Genomic DNA, 14281 nt, shown 5'->3' with positions numbered 1-14281 from the left:
ACGCGGCCGTACGCCGTACGACCGCGCCGGCCTGCTTCCGCGTGCCCCGCGCGGCCGCGCCGAGGCGTGAGTCAGAGCGCCTCGCGGTCGTCGGACAGCGTCGGACCGGCTGCGGCGGGCACCAGGTGTCGGACCTCCGGCTCCCCGTCGGTCAGCTCCCGGGCCCGTTGCTCGGCCGCGCGGTCCTCGCCGGTCAACCGGCCACCGTGCTGACGCAGGTGCTCGTCCCAGGACGGCACCAGATACACCTCGACGAACCGGTCCATCGTCTCGGCCGGGCGGAACAGCCCCCAGCGCATCGCGCCGGTCCGCTGCCGCGCGCCACGCACCAGGTCCATCGCCGCCAGGAACCGTTGGGTCCGCTCCGGCCGGACGGTGTACTGCACGGTCACCAGCACCGGCCCCACCCCCGGGTCCGGCTCGTGCGCCAGGTGCAGCTGCGGCCAGTAGGCCGCCGGTTCCCGGTCCACCGACCGCAGGTCCGGCAACGGCCAGATCCGACTCGTCAGGGTGCCGACAAGCATCAGCGCCGCCGCCGCCAGGTACGCGAGGAGCAGCCCGGCCATCTCGGCCACCAAACCCCAGAGCAGCGCGCCCGCGGCCTGCCCACCGGCGAAGCACACCTGGTAGACGGCCAGGCCCCGGGCCCGCACCCAGCTGGGCAGGAAGAGCTGCATCTCGGCGTTGACGTTGGCCAGCACCGTCACCCAGGCCATCCCGGCGGGCAGCAGGGCGAGCAGCACCAGCGGCACCACCCGCACGGTGCCGACCACGGTCAACGCCACGGTGAACAGCGCCCCGGCGATCAGCAGGAGCTGGTTGGCCGACAGCCGGGTGCGGATCACCGCCAGCAGCACGCCACCCGCGATGGCGCCCACGCCGAGGGCGGCCAGCAGCACGCCGTACCCGCCGGAGCCCAGCCCCAGCCGCCGACTCGCCACCAACGGCAGCAACGCCCACAGCGCGCTGGCCGGGACCACGAAGACCAACGCACGGCGCAACAGCCGGCGTACGGTCGGCGAGTGGCGTACGTAGCGGCTGCCGGCGCGCAACGCGGCGGTGAACCGCTCGGGCACCTCGACCGCGCGGGCGTTACCGGGCCGCCACCGCCACAGCGCGTACGCGAAGATCCCGAAGGCGACCGCGTTGATGCCGAAGACCGGGGCGACGCCGGTACGGGCGATCAGCACGCCGGCCACCGCGGGCCCGACCGCCCTCGCCACGTTCACGCTTATCGAACCGAGCGCGGACGCCGATCGCAGCTGGTCCTGCGGCACCAGCTCCGGGATCACCGCCGCCCAGGCCGGCAGGGTCAGCGCCTGCCCGACCCCGAACGCGAAGGTGAGGGTGAGCAGCAGCGCCGGCGGCATCCGGCCGGCCAGGGTGAGCAGCGTCAACGCCACCGCCACCGCCACCAGGAACAGCTGCACGGCGATCAGCAGGTGTCGGCGGTCGAAGCTGTCGGCCAGCACGCCGGCGGGCAACGCCAGCAGCAGCACCGGCAGCAGACTGGCGGTCTGCACCAACGCGACAAGGGTGGAGGCGTTGGAGTGGTTGATCAGCAGCCACTGCGCGCCGACGGTCTGCATCCAGGTGCCGATGTTCGCGGCGAGCAGGGCCAGCCACAGGTTGCGGTAGACCGCCGTCCGCAGCGGCGCCCACGCCGAGGCCGGACGGTCGGCGGGTCCGGCTGCGGCCGTCACCACCGCCCGTCCGCGCGCAGCACGCGCTCACCGGAGACGTAGAGGTCGTCGGGTTCGAGCAGCAGCAGCCGGACGACCTCGGTGGCGACCTGTTCGGGCATGGCGAACACCTCGTCCAGGAACTCAGCGCCGACCCGTTCCTGTAGCCGCGTCGGCATCGGCCCGGGATGCAGCTGCATCACCTTGACCCGGTTGCTGTGCTGGGCCTCGGCCAGCGAGTCGACCAGGCTGTTGCCGTAGCTCTTGGTGGCCCGGTAGACGGGGATGCCCGGCCGGGGTGCCGCCAGCGCCAGCGCGCCGATGTAGACGACGTTGCCGTGGCCCTGCCGGTGCAGGTGCTGCACCGCCTCCCGCAGCAGGTACGTGATGCCCAGAACGTTGATCTCCACGGCCCGGCGGATGTGCTCCACCGACAGGTCCCCCAGATCGCCGCCCGCCCACATCGAGGCGCAGGCCGCCACCCCGTCGATCGCGCCGTAGCGCTCGACCACCTCGGCGAACCCGTCGCGGACCTGCTCGTAGGAGGAGATGTCGCAGACGGCGCCGTCGCAACCCAGCTCGTCGGTCGCGGCGGCGACCTCGGCCGGTACGTTGCCGAACACCACGACCTGATGCTCGTCGACGAGCAGTCGGGCCACCGCGAGGCCGAGACCGCTGGTCCCGCCGACCACCACGAAGGTTCTGGCACCCATGTCTCTCCAGCCGCCGCCAGCACAGGTCACGCGGGCCGCGTGACGGCGCGTTCTTCCCGTTTCCGGACCCCGCACACCCGTTCGCCGGTGGTGCTGGGCATACCCCGAAGAGTGGATCTGGACGGCTGGGGCAACCGGTCGCTCCCGATTAGCGTCTGCTGCATGACCACGGAACACCCTTCGTACCTGGCCGAGGCGCTGCGCCGCCGCCGCTGGCTGATCTCCGCGTGGCCCTGGCGGGCGCTGGCCTACCTGGTGTCCACCGTGCCGATCGCCGGCGTGCTCGGCGTCGGGCTACTCATCATCGGCGGACCCCTGCTGCCCGTCGTCAGCGCGCTCAGGCAGCACGGCCGACCGCCGAGCATCGCGCTGATGCTGTTCCTGATTATCGGCAGCATCATCCTGTTGGCGTTGGCCCCGATCCTGAGCTTCGCGGTGGCCGCCGTCGAGCGGTGGCGGGTCCGGCTCGTCGACAACCGTCCGCTGCCCTCGTCGCCGTGGCCGGGCCTGGTCGCCCGCTACCGCAGCGCCGCGACCTGGCGGGAGGTGGCGTACCTGTTCTGGCTGGGCGGGTTCACGCCGGTCGCGTACTGGGTTTTCCTGGTGCTGGTGCTGCTCGACCTCGGGATGATTTCCAGCCCCTGGCTGGCCGGCGACGCCAACCAACCGGTGGTGATCTGGCAGCCGATCGACAGCACCGGCGAAGCCATTCCGTACGCGATCGTGGGTGTGCTGCTGATCCCGGTGCTCTGGTACGCCGCCGGTCTGCTCGCCGCCGTCCAGGCAGCCGTGGCCCGGTGGTTGCTGGCCAACCCGGTGGACGCGGCGGCGCTGCGCGAGGTCACCCGCTCCCGTACCCGACTGGTCGGCGCGTACGAGGCCGAACGCCGCCGCATCGAGCGCGACCTGCACGACGGCGCACAGCCCCGGCTCACCAGCCTCACCCTCCAGCTGGGGCTGGCCCGGCTGGACGTACCCGAGGACTCCCCCGCCTCCCGACCTCTCGCCGTGGCACACGACCAGGCCCGGGGCCTGATGGCGATGCTGCGACAGTTGGTGCACGGCATCCGCCCGCAGAGCCTCACCGACCTCGGCCTGGCCGGCGCCGTACGCGAGCTGGCCGACGCCGCCACCATCCCGGTCACCGTGCACGCCGACCCGCACGACGAGCTGCCGGAGATCGTGGAGACCACCGCCTACTTCGTGGTCTCCGAGGCGCTGGGCAACGTGGCCCGGCACTCCCGGGCGACCCGCGCCGAGGTACGCGTCAGCCGGGTCGGCGGCGACCTCGTCGTCGAGGTGACCGACGACGGTCACGGCGGCGCCGACCCGGCGCGGGGCACCGGCCTGACCGGGCTCGCCGACCGGGTCGCCGCCGTGGACGGCCGACTGCTGCTGTCCAGCCCGCCCGGCGGGCCTACCCTGGTCCGGGTGGAGCTGCCATGTCGTCGGTGACCCGGGTGGTGCTCGCCGAGGACGAGGTGCTGCTGCGGGAGGGTCTGGTCGCCCTGCTGACCCGCTTCGACTTCACGGTCTGCGCTGCCGTCGGCTCCGCGCCGGACCTGCTGGCGGCGGCTCGCGACCACCAACCGGACCTGGTGCTGACCGACATCCGGATGCCGCCGGGCCGCCGCGACGACGGGCTGCGCGCGGCCGTCGCGCTGCGCACCGAGCGACCGGACCTCCCGGTCGTGGTGCTCAGCCAGTACGTGCAGACCGGGTACGCGGCGGCGCTGCTGGACAGCGGCGACGGCCAACGGGTCGGCTACCTGCTCAAGGACCGGGTCGCCGAGGTCACCGAGTTCGTCGACACGCTACGCCGGGTCGCCGGCGGCGGCACCGCCATCGACCCGGACGTGGTCCGGCAACTTCTGCACCGCCCCCGCGACCCGCTCGCCGCGCTGTCCGCCCGGGAACGCGAGGTGTTGGCGCTGCTCGCCGAGGGGCGGTCCAACGCGTCGATCGCCGGCCGGTTGCACGTCAGCGAGGCGGCGGTCGGCAAGCACGTCGGCAACATCCTGCTGAAGCTCGACCTGCCGCCCAGCGACGACACCAACCGTCGGGTGCTCGCGGTCCTCACCTACCTGCGCGCCGACCCGGTTACCTGAGCGGCGCCGGGCCGAGATCGGGCCCGAGGGCCCCCGGCGTAGATTCTTCTCAGCGGTACCGGCGCCAGGTCAGGGCGCGGACCAGGGAGACGGGGGCACAGCATGGCGAAGGCGCTGCGGGTTGGTCTGCTGGGGTACGGGCTGGCGGGCCGGGTGTTCCACGCGCCGCTGATCGCCGCGACTCCCGGGCTGCGGCTCGACGCCATCGTGACCCGTGATCCGCAGCGACGCGAGCAGGCGCGACAGCACTTCCCGGACGCCCGCCTGGTCGACGACGCCGACGAGCTGTGGCGTACCCCGGACGCCCTGGACCTGGTCGTGGTGGCGACGCCGAACCGGCAGCACGTGCCGATGGCGCGCGCGGCGCTTGCCGCCGGCCTGCCGGTCGTCGTCGACAAGCCCCTCTCCCCGACCGCCGCGGAGGGCCGCGTGCTGATCGACGAGGCGACCGAGCGTGGGGTGCCGCTGACCGTCTTCCAGAACCGACGTTGGGACGGCGACTTCCTCACCGTCCGCCGCCTGGTCGAGCAGGGCGAGTTGGGGCAGGTGCTGCGCTTCGAGTCCCGGTTCGAGCGGTTCCGTCCGACGATCAAGCCGGGCTGGCGGGAGCTTGCCGGCCCGGAGGAGGCCGGCGGCGCCCTCTTCGACCTCGGCGCCCACCTCGTCGACCAGGCGGTGCAGCTGTTCGGCCGGGTCGACCGCGTCTACGCGGAGGTGGACCGTCGCCGCGCGGGCGCGGCCGTCGACGACGACGCCTTCGTGGCGTTGACCCACGCCAACGGGGTCCACTCGCACCTGTGGATGGGCGCGGTGACCGCTCAACTCGGGCCACGCCTGCGGGTGCTGGGCGACCGGGCCGGCTACACCAGCTACGGGCTGGACGTGCAGGAGGCGGCGCTGCACGACGGTGGCCGACCGGACCAGCCGGGCTGGGGCGAGGTCCCGCCGGACCGCTACGGCCTGCTCGGCGTCGACGGTGACCTGCGGCCGGTGCCGACCGAGCCGGGCGCGTACCAGAGCTTCTACGCACAGGTGGCGGCTGCGCTGCGCGAGGGCGCGCCGATGCCGGTGGACCCCCGGGACTCGGTGCGCACGGTCGAGTTGATCGAGCTGGCGCACCGGTCGGCCGCCGAGGGCGTGGTGCTGCCGGTCCCGACCGCCTGACCGGGGCCTGACACCCCGACCGGCCGGCACTCCCGCCACCCGGGCTCCTGACGCGTACGCGAAAACCAGTGGAGCGGCGCCGCCGTGCGCCGTTACCGTGCTGCGCAACCAGGTCGTCTAGGCAAGGACGTGCCGTTGTACACCCTGTGAGACCTCCCGAGAGCTGATCTGTCGCGCGTCGCGCAGCTGCGCCGCGCTCCTTTTTGCTGCGGACTTCTCACTGAGACCGGTGTACTTCTGTGCTCAAAAATTGGGCCGTCGTGCCCACCTGCCTGCCCATCGTTCGCCGCCGTTGCCACGCGTGCGCGTCCCAACGCCTTCGGGCGAGCGGCAAGTTCCGTGTCAACGCCAACCACAAGCTGCTCGACGTCTGGCTTCTCGCGCTCTGCACCGAGTGCGGGGAGACGGCGAAGCTCACGGTCCTGGAGCGGATGACCGTGCGCTCCATCCGACCCGAGCTGCTGGACCGGCTCCATGCCAACGACCCCGGCCTGACCGCCGAACTGCTTCAGGATCCGGCCGTCCAGCACCGAAACCGATTCGCCCTGGTCTGGGACAACGCCTGGCGTCTCGACACCGGCGGATCGGATCATTTGGATCTCGACGTGATCGACGTCGCGGTCCGTAACGCGGCGCGGATCCCGGTCCGGCCGACACGACTGATCGCTGACGGTTGCGGTCTGTCGCGGGCCGAGGTCGACCGACTGATCACCGAGGGGAAGGTCGTTTCGGCGATCCGGTTGAGCGGCAAGCTCTCCGGCGACTTCACCTTCACGCTGAAGCGCTGACCCGCCATCGGGGCCTGTCCGGCATGACGCCGGGCGGGCCCCTAGTCGGCGTTCTGCTCGGAGCGGGCCTCGTCCGGCGCCCGGGCGTCGTCGTCGGTCAGGGCGTCGTCCGACGAGGTGGCGAGGTCGGCGAGCCGGCGCTCGGCCTCCCGGATCTCCTCGTCGAGCCTGGGGTTCTCCTCGTCGGGACCCTGCGACATGGGCACCTCCATCGGGCGCGACCGGCAGCCCTCCGTGTACCCCGCCTGAGGGCGGCGACACGGAACACGCACGCTATCCCTTGATCACTTGATGAAGAGCAGTCAAGAAGGCCGCCCAGAACTGCTCTTCATCAAATAATCAAGGAAGCCTGGGAGCGCGTGGCCGAAGGTGGGTTGGCGAGCTTACGAAGTTGTGCCGGCTGCACGTAGATCTCCCGGCGGGCAATGGCCAGGCCATTGCGGTCTACCTGATACCCGTCGAGCCACGCCCAGCCGTCGTAGGTGACAAGGGGCAGGATCCGAATCAGCCGGAACCTGATGGGCACCGCGAACTGCGGGCTCGCGGACCGGTCGACCAGTAGGAGGTCGGCCGCTCGGAGCCTCACCTGCGGCGTTCCCGCCAGGTCGCCAAGCGCTCGGCGGCCTCGGCCAGCTTGGGGCACGTCCCGTCCGGCCGGCACCGGCTGCAGACGTCGCGGTGATGAAGGTCGATCACATAACCGGCCATGATCACGAGGAACGGAGGCTCGGGCCGACACTGCTCAATCATCGTGATCCCCTCTTGCTCAACGGCGGGCATCGACCGGCGGCAAAGCGCCGTCTACCAGCCCAGATAACCGCCACGATCCCGGAGCGACGATTCCTCCTGCAACACTCGCCGTGAGACGTTCACTACGCATGGCGCATTTCAGGTAATGATGCGTGTGGCGTCTCAATCGACGCCACAGGACGCATCAGGATGAGACCGGGAGGACGGTGCGGATGACCGAGGCTGGTTCGACGGTGCCGAGGCGGCAGCTCGGTCGTCTACTGCGGCAGACCAGGGAGCAGGCAGGGATCGGCCTGGAGGCCGCCGCGTCCGACCTTGAGTGGTCGCGCGCCAAGATGTACCGGATCGAGTCCGGGCAGACCCCGGTCCGAGCGCTGGACGTGGACCAGATGTGCCGCCTCTACGGTGTCACCTCCGACATGACCGAGGTCCTTGTGAGTCTCGCTCGAGAATCCAAGAGCAAGGGTTGGTACCACGCCTACGGCGAGATCATTCCGAGGTGGTTCGAGCTGTACGTGGGCCTGGAATCAGCGGCCAGCCACATACGGACCTATGAACATGCCCTGGTACCGGGCCTGTTGCAGACGCCGCAGTACGCGACTGAGGTAGGACGGAGCCGGTCCGAGAATTCGGACGAGGAGGTGGCCAAGCTGGTCGAGCTACGGACCGAGCGGCAGCGGATCCTCACCAGGAAGAGACCGGCTGCCCCCACGCTCGACGTGATTTTGGAGGAGGCACTACTACACCGGTCCGTTCCCGGCATGGCCGACCAGATAGCTCGGCTACTCGAGGCCGGCGACACACCCAACACATCCATCAGGCTCCTGCCACTCGGCAGCAGACTGAGTCAGGTGGCGGTGGTTGGCAGCTTCGTCATCCTCGACTTCCCGACCAGCGGTGCCAGGTCCGCGGAGCCGACAACCGTATATTGCGAGGGATTGTCCGGTGCCCTTTATCTGGACCGGATCGAAGAGGTCAAGGCGTACGCCGCCGTCTGGAAGACGCTCACGTCTGAGGCGTTGAGCGTGCCGAAGTCCCGTGAGCTCATGCAGAACATCAAGGAGAAACACCATGTCTGATCTGACCGGCGCCAGTTGGCGCAAGAGCACTCGCAGCAGCGCCCAGGGAAACTGCGTCGAGGTGGCCGACAACCTGCCCGACGTGATCGGAGTTCGGGACAGCAAGGATGCGTCCGGCCCGGCGCTGCGTTTCCGGCCCGAGCAGTGGAGCACCTTCGTGGGGGCGACCCGCACCAATCGGCTGAGCCGAGCCCGACCGTAGCCGAGTTGGTGAGTGGTTACCGAGCGCCGGGCCGGTCGGCGGGCGCGCCGGGCTGGAGCCCGGGAGCGTTGCCGACCCGGCCCGGTGCCGGATCAGCGCTGCTTTAGCTCGCGCCAGGATGGGTGGGTGCCGCGCCAGGCGTCGGCGAGGATGGCCGCCGAGGCCCGGCTGGGGCACTGCTGCACCCGCTCACGACCCGACGCCCCACCGATCTGGGCGCGGACCTCCCAACCCTGCCCGTCAGTACGGATGTACACGTCCCGGCGCCCGCGCGGGGTCGTGTCTCCGTTCCACCAGTGTTCCTCCACCTTCATTCGCCGACCGTATAGCAATTCCCGCGCCGAGGGTACGGCGCAGGTATGCCCGGACCGGGGCAAGAGCGACATTCCAGGCGCATTTCGGCCCAACCGTTGACGGTTCGAAACCATAACGGGCGGTTCTCTCGCTCCTGACTTGCGAATCAGGAACCCCGCCCCACTCTGCCCCCTCCCCGCAACTCCCACCCCCAGCCCTTGTCGACCAAGAGGTTCGCGTCACGAATCGCGTTACCGGTGACGCAAACCTCTTGATCAACGCAAGAAGGGCGAGGAGGGCGGGGGCGGTCAGGTCTGGGTTGTCAGGAGGTAGTCGTCGGCTTCGGGGCTCCAGCGCAGGTCCAGTACGCCGGCGGTGGCGGCGGCCTTGCAGAACTGAAGGAAGCTGCGATAGCCGAGCTTCTTCTCGCTGAAGTCGGGGCGGGCCCGGCGTACCTGGTTCTTCAACCCGGACAACGCCACCGGGTTGCCACCGCTGCCCAGGTCCGCCACGACACCCCGGAGCAGACCGAACGCCACCTCCCGGTCGCCGTGCTCGGGCAGTGAGACCTCGGGGTCACCCTTCGCCGGGCCTTCGGCCAGCTCGATCACGTTGCGCTCGGCGAGGTGGCGCAGCAGTTCGCCGAAGGTGCGGAAGCCGTAGTCGGACTCGCTGAAGGTGGGGTCCTTGCGCAGCAGGGTGCGCTTGAGCCGGGAGGCGGTGACCTCACCGTTGGCGCTGCCCTGCAACCCGGCGACCGACTGGGCGACGAACACGGCGAGGGCGTCCACGTCGCGGCCGGGCTCCTCCCCCGCCGGCCGACGGTCCACCTCCGGCTCGTGCTCCCGCTCCGGCTCGGGTGGGCGTTGCTCCGCGCCGGCCTGCCGGGTGGTGGGACGAGCGCGCCGGCCACGGGCCGGCGGGATGTCCACGCCCTCCAGCCGGTCGTAGTACAGGAACTCGTCACACGCCGGTGGAAGCAGCCCCGAGGTGGACCCCTCGACCCCGACGCCGATGACCCGCTTGTTCAGCTCGCGCAACTTGTGCACCAGCGGGGTGAAGTCGCTGTCACCACTACAGATCACGAAGGTGGAGATGTAGTCGCGTTCGAACGCCAACTCGATGGCGTCAACGGCCATCTTGATGTCCGCGGCGTTCTTACGGGACGCGCCCATCCGCTGCGGGATCTCGATCAGCTCGACGTGGGACCGGGTGAGCATCCGGCGGTCCTCGTCGAAGTAGGACCAGTCGGCGTACGCCCGGCGGACCACCACCCGACCTCGTTCGGCCAGCGCGTCGGCGATGGGCCGGAAGTCGAAGGCCGCGCCGCCGCGATGGTCGCGCGCGCCCAACGCGAGGTTCTCATAGTCGAGGAAGAGGGCAATCCGGTCTTCTTGATCCACGCGGACCAGCCTACGCCGGGCCTGAGCTGGTCGGGGCGGGCGACGCGCGACACCTCAACTCGACGACCGTCCATTTCTTGCGGCCTGATAGTCGTTTATTTTCGTTGTTCGATAGGCGTCTTGCAGTGCCATGTCTGTTGCTGCATCATGACGATCAATGTCGGGCGTCGGGGGAGCGCCGGGCGGACCTCCACCACCACCCACCCAGGAGGGTCACCGATGTTTCGCAGCCTCACGCCGGCGCGGGGACGCCCCGGCCGGCCCAGCGGCACCGCCGTCGCGCTCGCGGCCGGTCTCGCCGTGCTGGTCGCCGGGCCCACCGCGGCCGCCGCCAGTCCACCCGGGTCCGCCGGCGCGCAGCCGGTGGTCACCCGGGCCGCCCTCGATCCGGCACTGGTCGCCGGACGCGGCGCGGACGTCGACTTTCTCGAGCAGGAAGCGGAGAACGCCCGCACCAACGGCGAGATCATCGGGCCCGACCGGTCCGCCTACACGCTGCCCGCGGAGGCTTCCGGCCGCCGGGCGGTCCGGCTCACCCCCGGCGAGTACGTGGAGTTCGTCCTGCCCAGCGCGGCGAACGGAATCACCGTGCGGTACAGCATCCCGGACGCGCCGCAGGGTGGTGGGATCACCGCGCCGCTGCGGGTCGCCGTCAACGGCAAGCACCTGCGCACCATGACGCTCACCTCGCAGTACTCGTGGCTCTACAACCAGTACCCGTTCACCAACGACCCGCAGGCCGAGCTGCTGCACCCGGACTGGTGGATCACCGAGTGCCAGTGCGTGCCGTCGGCCACCACGCCGTACCCGAGCATCGACAAGCCGTTCCGGCCCACCCACTTCTACGACGAGCAGCGGCTGCTGCTCGGGCGCACCTACCGGGCCGGCGACACGATCCGGCTCACCGCGCCGCCCGGTAGCGCCGCCGCGTGGACGGTCATCGACCTGCTCGACTCCGAGTTGGTCGCGCCGCCGCACGTCCGGCTGCTCGCCGCGAACGTGCTCGCCTTCGGCGCCGACCCCACCGGCCGGCGGGACTCCGCCGACGCGCTGGACCGGGCCATCGCCTTCGCTCGACGTGCCCACCTCAAGGTGTACATCCCGCCGGGCACCTACCAGGTCAACCGGCACATCATCGTCGACGACGTGACCATCGAGGGCGCCGGCAACTGGTACACCACCATCAAGGGTCGCGAGGTCGCCCTGCCGACCCCCGCGCCGGACGGCTCGGTGCACACCGGAGTCGGGTTCTACGGGCGGGACGCCGCCGACGGCGGCAGCCGTAACGTGCACCTCTCCGGCTTCGCCATCGAGGGCGACGTACGGGAGCGCATCGACACCGACCAGGTCAACGCGATCGGCGGGGCGATGAGCGACTCCACCATCGGCGGGCTCTACCTGCACCACACCAAGGCGGGCCTGTGGTTCGACGGCCCGATGCGCAACGTCCGGGTCACCAACAACATCATCGTCGACCAGATCGCCGACGCGCTCAACTTCCACACCGGAGTGACCGACTCCCTGGTGTCGCACAACTTCGTCCGCAACACCGGCGACGATGGCCTGGCGATGTGGTCGGAGAAGACGGCCAACGCGCGGAACACGTTCGACCACAACACCGTGCAGTCACCGACACTGGCCAACGGCATCGCCATCTACGGCGGCACCGACACCACCGTCTCGCACAACCTGGTCGCCGACCCGGTCCGCGAGGGCAGCGGCCTGCACGCCGGGGCCCGCTTCGGCGCGGAGCCGTTCACCGGTTACCTGCGGTTCACCAACAACACCACAGCCCGCGCCGGCACGTACGAGCTGAACTGGAACATCGGGCTCGGCGCGATCTGGGTCTTCGCCCTGGATCGCAGCATCGAGGCGCCCATCGAGGTGACCGGCGACGCGTACCTGGACAACACGTACAACGCGATCATGCTGGTCAGCGACTGGCCGGTGAAGGATCTCTACTCGATCTCCGATGTGCGGTTCCGGGACGTCCGGGTCGACGGCACCGGCACCTCGGTGGTCAGCGCCCGCGCAGCCGGGTCCGCCTCGTTCGCCAACGTGGACGCCCGCAACGTCGGGGCGGTCGGCGTCAACAACTGCGGATCGTTCCACTTCACCCCGGCCGGTTCGGAGTGCACACTGACCGACCTTGGCGGTAACGACGGCGGGTGGCTCGCGCCGTGGCTGCTGCCCAACACCATCACCTGCGACGACCGGCCGCCCGTGTCGCCGCCCCCGCCTCCGGCGCAGTGGTGACAGCGGTGGGCGGCCCGAGCGATCGGGCCGCCCACCGCGCACAGATCAGCGCGTCCTGGCGTACGCCAGCGGCACGGTCGTGGACTGACCGTGCCATCTGCCGCTCAGCGTGCCCCCGGCCGGCCCGTCGGCCCCGGCCCCCGGCCGGCGCACGACGACCAGCTCGACGGTGTCGGTGTCGATGAGCGTGCGGTCCTCGTCGACCACCCGTCGCACCGCGCCGACGGCCGGTACCTGGGCGTCGGCGGCGCCGTCGACGACGACCGTCATCGTCGGCTCACGCACCTCACGCCGGCCGTCGACCTCGAGGTACTGCTCCGCCTGGCCGCTGCCGGTGAGGATCGCGTGGGCGAGCGCGGCCGCGTACACCGGGTCGACGCAGCCGTCGTACACCCAGCGCCGGCCGAGCACCGAGTGCTCGGTGGTGCCGACCAGCCAGCCGTCCGCACCGTCGAGGGGCGCGGCGCGGTAGGTGAGCGGGACATGGTGGACCGGCCCGTCGGCGGCACCGACCAGCATCGTCTCGATGCCGACCTCGCCGGCCGGGTCGTCGAAGCGGTAGGCGCCCCGGCTCACCACCTCGACACCGGTCGGGCCGGCGAACCACTGTCGGTCGGGCAGCCAGGCCGTCAGCAGGTCCAGCTTCGTGGGGTGCAGGGTCGCCCTGTGCAGCAGTGCCATGACGGCAGCCTAGTCAGAGGCCCGCGCAGGGTTGCCCGCCGATCGTGCAGCTCTCCGGCTCCCGGGCGTTCGGCCGGCTGTCGCGGACGTCGAAGCTGATCGTCTGGGATCCCCCGGCCGCCACGGCGGCTCCGGTGAAGGTGATCACCCGTTTGTCCTGTCGCCAGTTCGCGCCGTCGACGTCGTCGACGGTGGTGCCTTCGGCCAGGGTGACCACCACGGCCCAGTCCGCCACCGGTGCGCCGCCGGGGTTGCCGACCACGATCTCGCCGGTGTAGCCGAACAGTCGGTCGGATTCGGTCTCGTAGCGGGCCGTGATGGGCGCCGGCGGCGGGGGCGGCGCAGCCGACGCGGGCGTCCGCGAGGGCTTCGCCGACGGGGTCCGGCTCGGCCGGGCGGTCGCCGACGCGGTGCTCCGCGAGGGGCGCGCCGAGGGGGTCGCGGTGGGAGCGACGGTGGTCCTGCCGGCCGTCACGGTCGGCGACGCGGTTTCGGTCGGTGCGGGCGCGGCGGCCGGCTTCGAGTCGGGCGGCAACGTCACCCATGCCGCCGTCCCCGCCACCAGCACGACCCCGGCGACCACGGCGACCAGCGTGCGACGCCGACGGGGGTTGTGGCCGGCCCTGCCGCGTACGCCGATCAGCGGCAGTTCCGCGGTCATCCCACCGTCGGCGCGGCGCAGGTCGACCTGCTGGAAGGCGATCCAGTCGAGGATGGCCGGCAGCCGGACGGTCAGCGCCTGCCGGAGCTGCTGCTCGCGGGGGTCGTGCTGCTCGGCTGACCACGCGCCGTGCGTGCTGACCTCCCGTAGCTCCAGCCGGCAGCCCTGCTTCGTGGCCGTGACCGTGCAGGTCAGCTCGCTGAGCCGACCGGCCTCGTCGCAGGCCAGCACGAGGAGGTCCGGCTCCTGCCGGTCGGTCACCTCGACCTCGACGTTGGCCTCGAAGCCGGGCAGGCCGGCGGTGTGCAGCAGCATCCGGTCCGGTACGCCCTCGACCATCTCGGCCTCGGCGAACCACCGGCCGAGCAACTCCCGATCGGTCAGAGCGCGCCAGACCCGCTCAGCCGGGTGGGACAGGTCGACCTGCGCACCGATCTCGATCACGGCGAGACTCTAACGGGTTGCCCGCCCGGCCCTGTCCCGCCCGCCCGCGCCGGTTG

15 protein-coding genes are annotated in these 14281 nt (G+C 71.1%); 7 read left to right on the top strand and 8 right to left on the bottom strand.

Annotated features, from left to right (window positions below):
* Window positions 1–71: 71 nt before the first annotated feature.
* Window positions 72–1706, bottom strand: a complete 1635-nt coding sequence (locus ACQRWP_RS04555) for an MFS transporter (protein ID WP_430500949.1) — start codon at window positions 1704–1706, stop codon at window positions 72–74.
* Complete coding sequence (locus ACQRWP_RS04550) at window positions 1700–2395, bottom strand: SDR family NAD(P)-dependent oxidoreductase (protein ID WP_430500948.1); 696 nt, start codon at window positions 2393–2395, stop codon at window positions 1700–1702. The genes ACQRWP_RS04555 and ACQRWP_RS04550 overlap by 7 nt, the downstream gene beginning before the upstream one ends.
* Window positions 2396–2557: 162 nt before the next feature.
* Between ACQRWP_RS04550 and ACQRWP_RS04545 the strand changes: the two genes are divergently transcribed.
* The 4 genes from ACQRWP_RS04545 (at window position 2558) to ACQRWP_RS04530 (ending at window position 6455) form a co-directional block, all read left to right on the top strand.
* Window positions 2558–3850 (top strand): sensor domain-containing protein, encoded by a 1293-nt coding sequence (locus tag ACQRWP_RS04545; RefSeq protein ID WP_430500947.1) that lies wholly within the window; start codon window positions 2558–2560, stop codon window positions 3848–3850.
* On the top strand, window positions 3838–4503 hold the full coding sequence (locus ACQRWP_RS04540; protein ID WP_354942207.1) for a response regulator transcription factor: 666 nt from the start codon (window positions 3838–3840) through the stop codon (window positions 4501–4503). Before ACQRWP_RS04545 ends, ACQRWP_RS04540 begins: the two co-directional genes overlap by 13 nt.
* A gap of 102 nt (window positions 4504–4605) precedes the next feature.
* On the top strand, window positions 4606–5667 hold the full coding sequence (locus ACQRWP_RS04535; RefSeq protein WP_430500946.1) for a Gfo/Idh/MocA family oxidoreductase: 1062 nt from the start codon (window positions 4606–4608) through the stop codon (window positions 5665–5667).
* 239 nt (window positions 5668–5906) lie between these two features.
* On the top strand, window positions 5907–6455 hold the full coding sequence (locus ACQRWP_RS04530; protein WP_430500945.1) for a DUF1062 domain-containing protein: 549 nt from the start codon (window positions 5907–5909) through the stop codon (window positions 6453–6455).
* A gap of 41 nt (window positions 6456–6496) precedes the next feature.
* Here ACQRWP_RS04530 and ACQRWP_RS04525 read toward each other — a convergent pair whose 3' ends face one another.
* Both ACQRWP_RS04525 and ACQRWP_RS04520 read right to left on the bottom strand, forming a co-directional pair.
* Complete coding sequence (locus ACQRWP_RS04525; protein WP_430500944.1) at window positions 6497–6655, bottom strand: hypothetical protein; 159 nt, start codon at window positions 6653–6655, stop codon at window positions 6497–6499.
* Window positions 6656–6786: 131 nt separating this feature from the next.
* Complete coding sequence (locus ACQRWP_RS04520) at window positions 6787–6981, bottom strand: hypothetical protein (RefSeq protein WP_430500943.1); 195 nt, start codon at window positions 6979–6981, stop codon at window positions 6787–6789.
* Window positions 6982–7417: 436 nt separating this feature from the next.
* On the opposite strand from ACQRWP_RS04520, the gene ACQRWP_RS04515 reads away from it, so the two are divergent.
* Both ACQRWP_RS04515 and ACQRWP_RS04510 read left to right on the top strand, forming a co-directional pair.
* Complete coding sequence (locus tag ACQRWP_RS04515; protein ID WP_430500942.1) at window positions 7418–8284, top strand: helix-turn-helix domain-containing protein; 867 nt, start codon at window positions 7418–7420, stop codon at window positions 8282–8284.
* Window positions 8277–8486, top strand: coding sequence for a DUF397 domain-containing protein (locus ACQRWP_RS04510; protein WP_430500941.1), 210 nt, complete (start codon window positions 8277–8279; stop codon window positions 8484–8486). Before ACQRWP_RS04515 ends, ACQRWP_RS04510 begins: the two co-directional genes overlap by 8 nt.
* Before the next feature lie 92 nt (window positions 8487–8578).
* Here ACQRWP_RS04510 and ACQRWP_RS04505 read toward each other — a convergent pair whose 3' ends face one another.
* Complete coding sequence (locus ACQRWP_RS04505; protein WP_030335934.1) at window positions 8579–8800, bottom strand: hypothetical protein; 222 nt, start codon at window positions 8798–8800, stop codon at window positions 8579–8581.
* Window positions 8801–9088: 288 nt separating this feature from the next.
* The gene (locus ACQRWP_RS04500; protein WP_430500940.1) at window positions 9089–10183 is read right to left on the bottom strand and encodes an NYN domain-containing protein; all 1095 of its coding nucleotides are present in this window, start codon (window positions 10181–10183) and stop codon (window positions 9089–9091) included.
* A gap of 219 nt (window positions 10184–10402) precedes the next feature.
* Here ACQRWP_RS04500 and ACQRWP_RS04495 point away from each other — a divergent pair, with 219 nt between their 5' ends.
* The gene (locus tag ACQRWP_RS04495) at window positions 10403–12439 is read left to right on the top strand and encodes a glycosyl hydrolase family 28-related protein (RefSeq protein WP_430500939.1); all 2037 of its coding nucleotides are present in this window, start codon (window positions 10403–10405) and stop codon (window positions 12437–12439) included.
* A 45-nt stretch (window positions 12440–12484) separates the two neighbouring features.
* Here the strand turns inward: ACQRWP_RS04495 and ACQRWP_RS04490 are convergent, their stop codons facing one another.
* Together ACQRWP_RS04490 and ACQRWP_RS04485 are read right to left on the bottom strand one after the other, a co-directional pair.
* On the bottom strand, window positions 12485–13120 hold the full coding sequence (locus ACQRWP_RS04490; RefSeq protein ID WP_430500938.1) for a CG0192-related protein: 636 nt from the start codon (window positions 13118–13120) through the stop codon (window positions 12485–12487).
* Between the two features lie 13 nt (window positions 13121–13133).
* Window positions 13134–14225 carry an SRPBCC domain-containing protein gene (locus ACQRWP_RS04485; protein WP_430500937.1) on the bottom strand — a complete coding sequence of 364 codons (1092 nt, stop codon included), beginning with the start codon at window positions 14223–14225 and terminating at the stop codon, window positions 13134–13136.
* Window positions 14226–14281: the final 56 nt, after the last annotated feature.

It is taken from the genome of Micromonospora trifolii, from assembly GCF_050516465.1.
In the GTDB taxonomy this organism is placed as follows: Bacteria; Actinomycetota; Actinomycetes; order Mycobacteriales; family Micromonosporaceae; genus Micromonospora; species Micromonospora trifolii.
The sequence above is the reverse complement of the archived record's forward strand: the minus strand, read 5'-3'. Positions and strand labels throughout refer to the sequence as shown.

What these genes read in the sequence shown, in the direction of transcription:
- ACQRWP_RS04550 (WP_430500948.1), bottom strand. Translation starts at nt 2,395, where the DNA reads ATGGGTGCCAGAACCTTCGTGGTGGTCGGCGGGACCAGCGGTCTCGGC.
- ACQRWP_RS04545 (WP_430500947.1), top strand. Translation starts at nt 2,558, where the DNA reads ATGACCACGGAACACCCTTCGTACCTGGCCGAGGCGCTGCGCCGCCGC.
- ACQRWP_RS04540 (WP_354942207.1), top strand. Translation starts at nt 3,838, where the DNA reads ATGTCGTCGGTGACCCGGGTGGTGCTCGCCGAGGACGAGGTGCTGCTG.
- ACQRWP_RS04535 (WP_430500946.1), top strand. Translation starts at nt 4,606, where the DNA reads ATGGCGAAGGCGCTGCGGGTTGGTCTGCTGGGGTACGGGCTGGCGGGC.
- ACQRWP_RS04525 (WP_430500944.1), bottom strand. Translation starts at nt 6,655, where the DNA reads ATGTCGCAGGGTCCCGACGAGGAGAACCCCAGGCTCGACGAGGAGATC.
- ACQRWP_RS04515 (WP_430500942.1), top strand. Translation starts at nt 7,418, where the DNA reads ATGACCGAGGCTGGTTCGACGGTGCCGAGGCGGCAGCTCGGTCGTCTA.
- ACQRWP_RS04510 (WP_430500941.1), top strand. Translation starts at nt 8,277, where the DNA reads ATGTCTGATCTGACCGGCGCCAGTTGGCGCAAGAGCACTCGCAGCAGC.
- ACQRWP_RS04505 (WP_030335934.1), bottom strand. Translation starts at nt 8,800, where the DNA reads ATGAAGGTGGAGGAACACTGGTGGAACGGAGACACGACCCCGCGCGGG.
- ACQRWP_RS04495 (WP_430500939.1), top strand. Translation starts at nt 10,403, where the DNA reads ATGTTTCGCAGCCTCACGCCGGCGCGGGGACGCCCCGGCCGGCCCAGC.
- ACQRWP_RS04490 (WP_430500938.1), bottom strand. Translation starts at nt 13,120, where the DNA reads ATGGCACTGCTGCACAGGGCGACCCTGCACCCCACGAAGCTGGACCTG.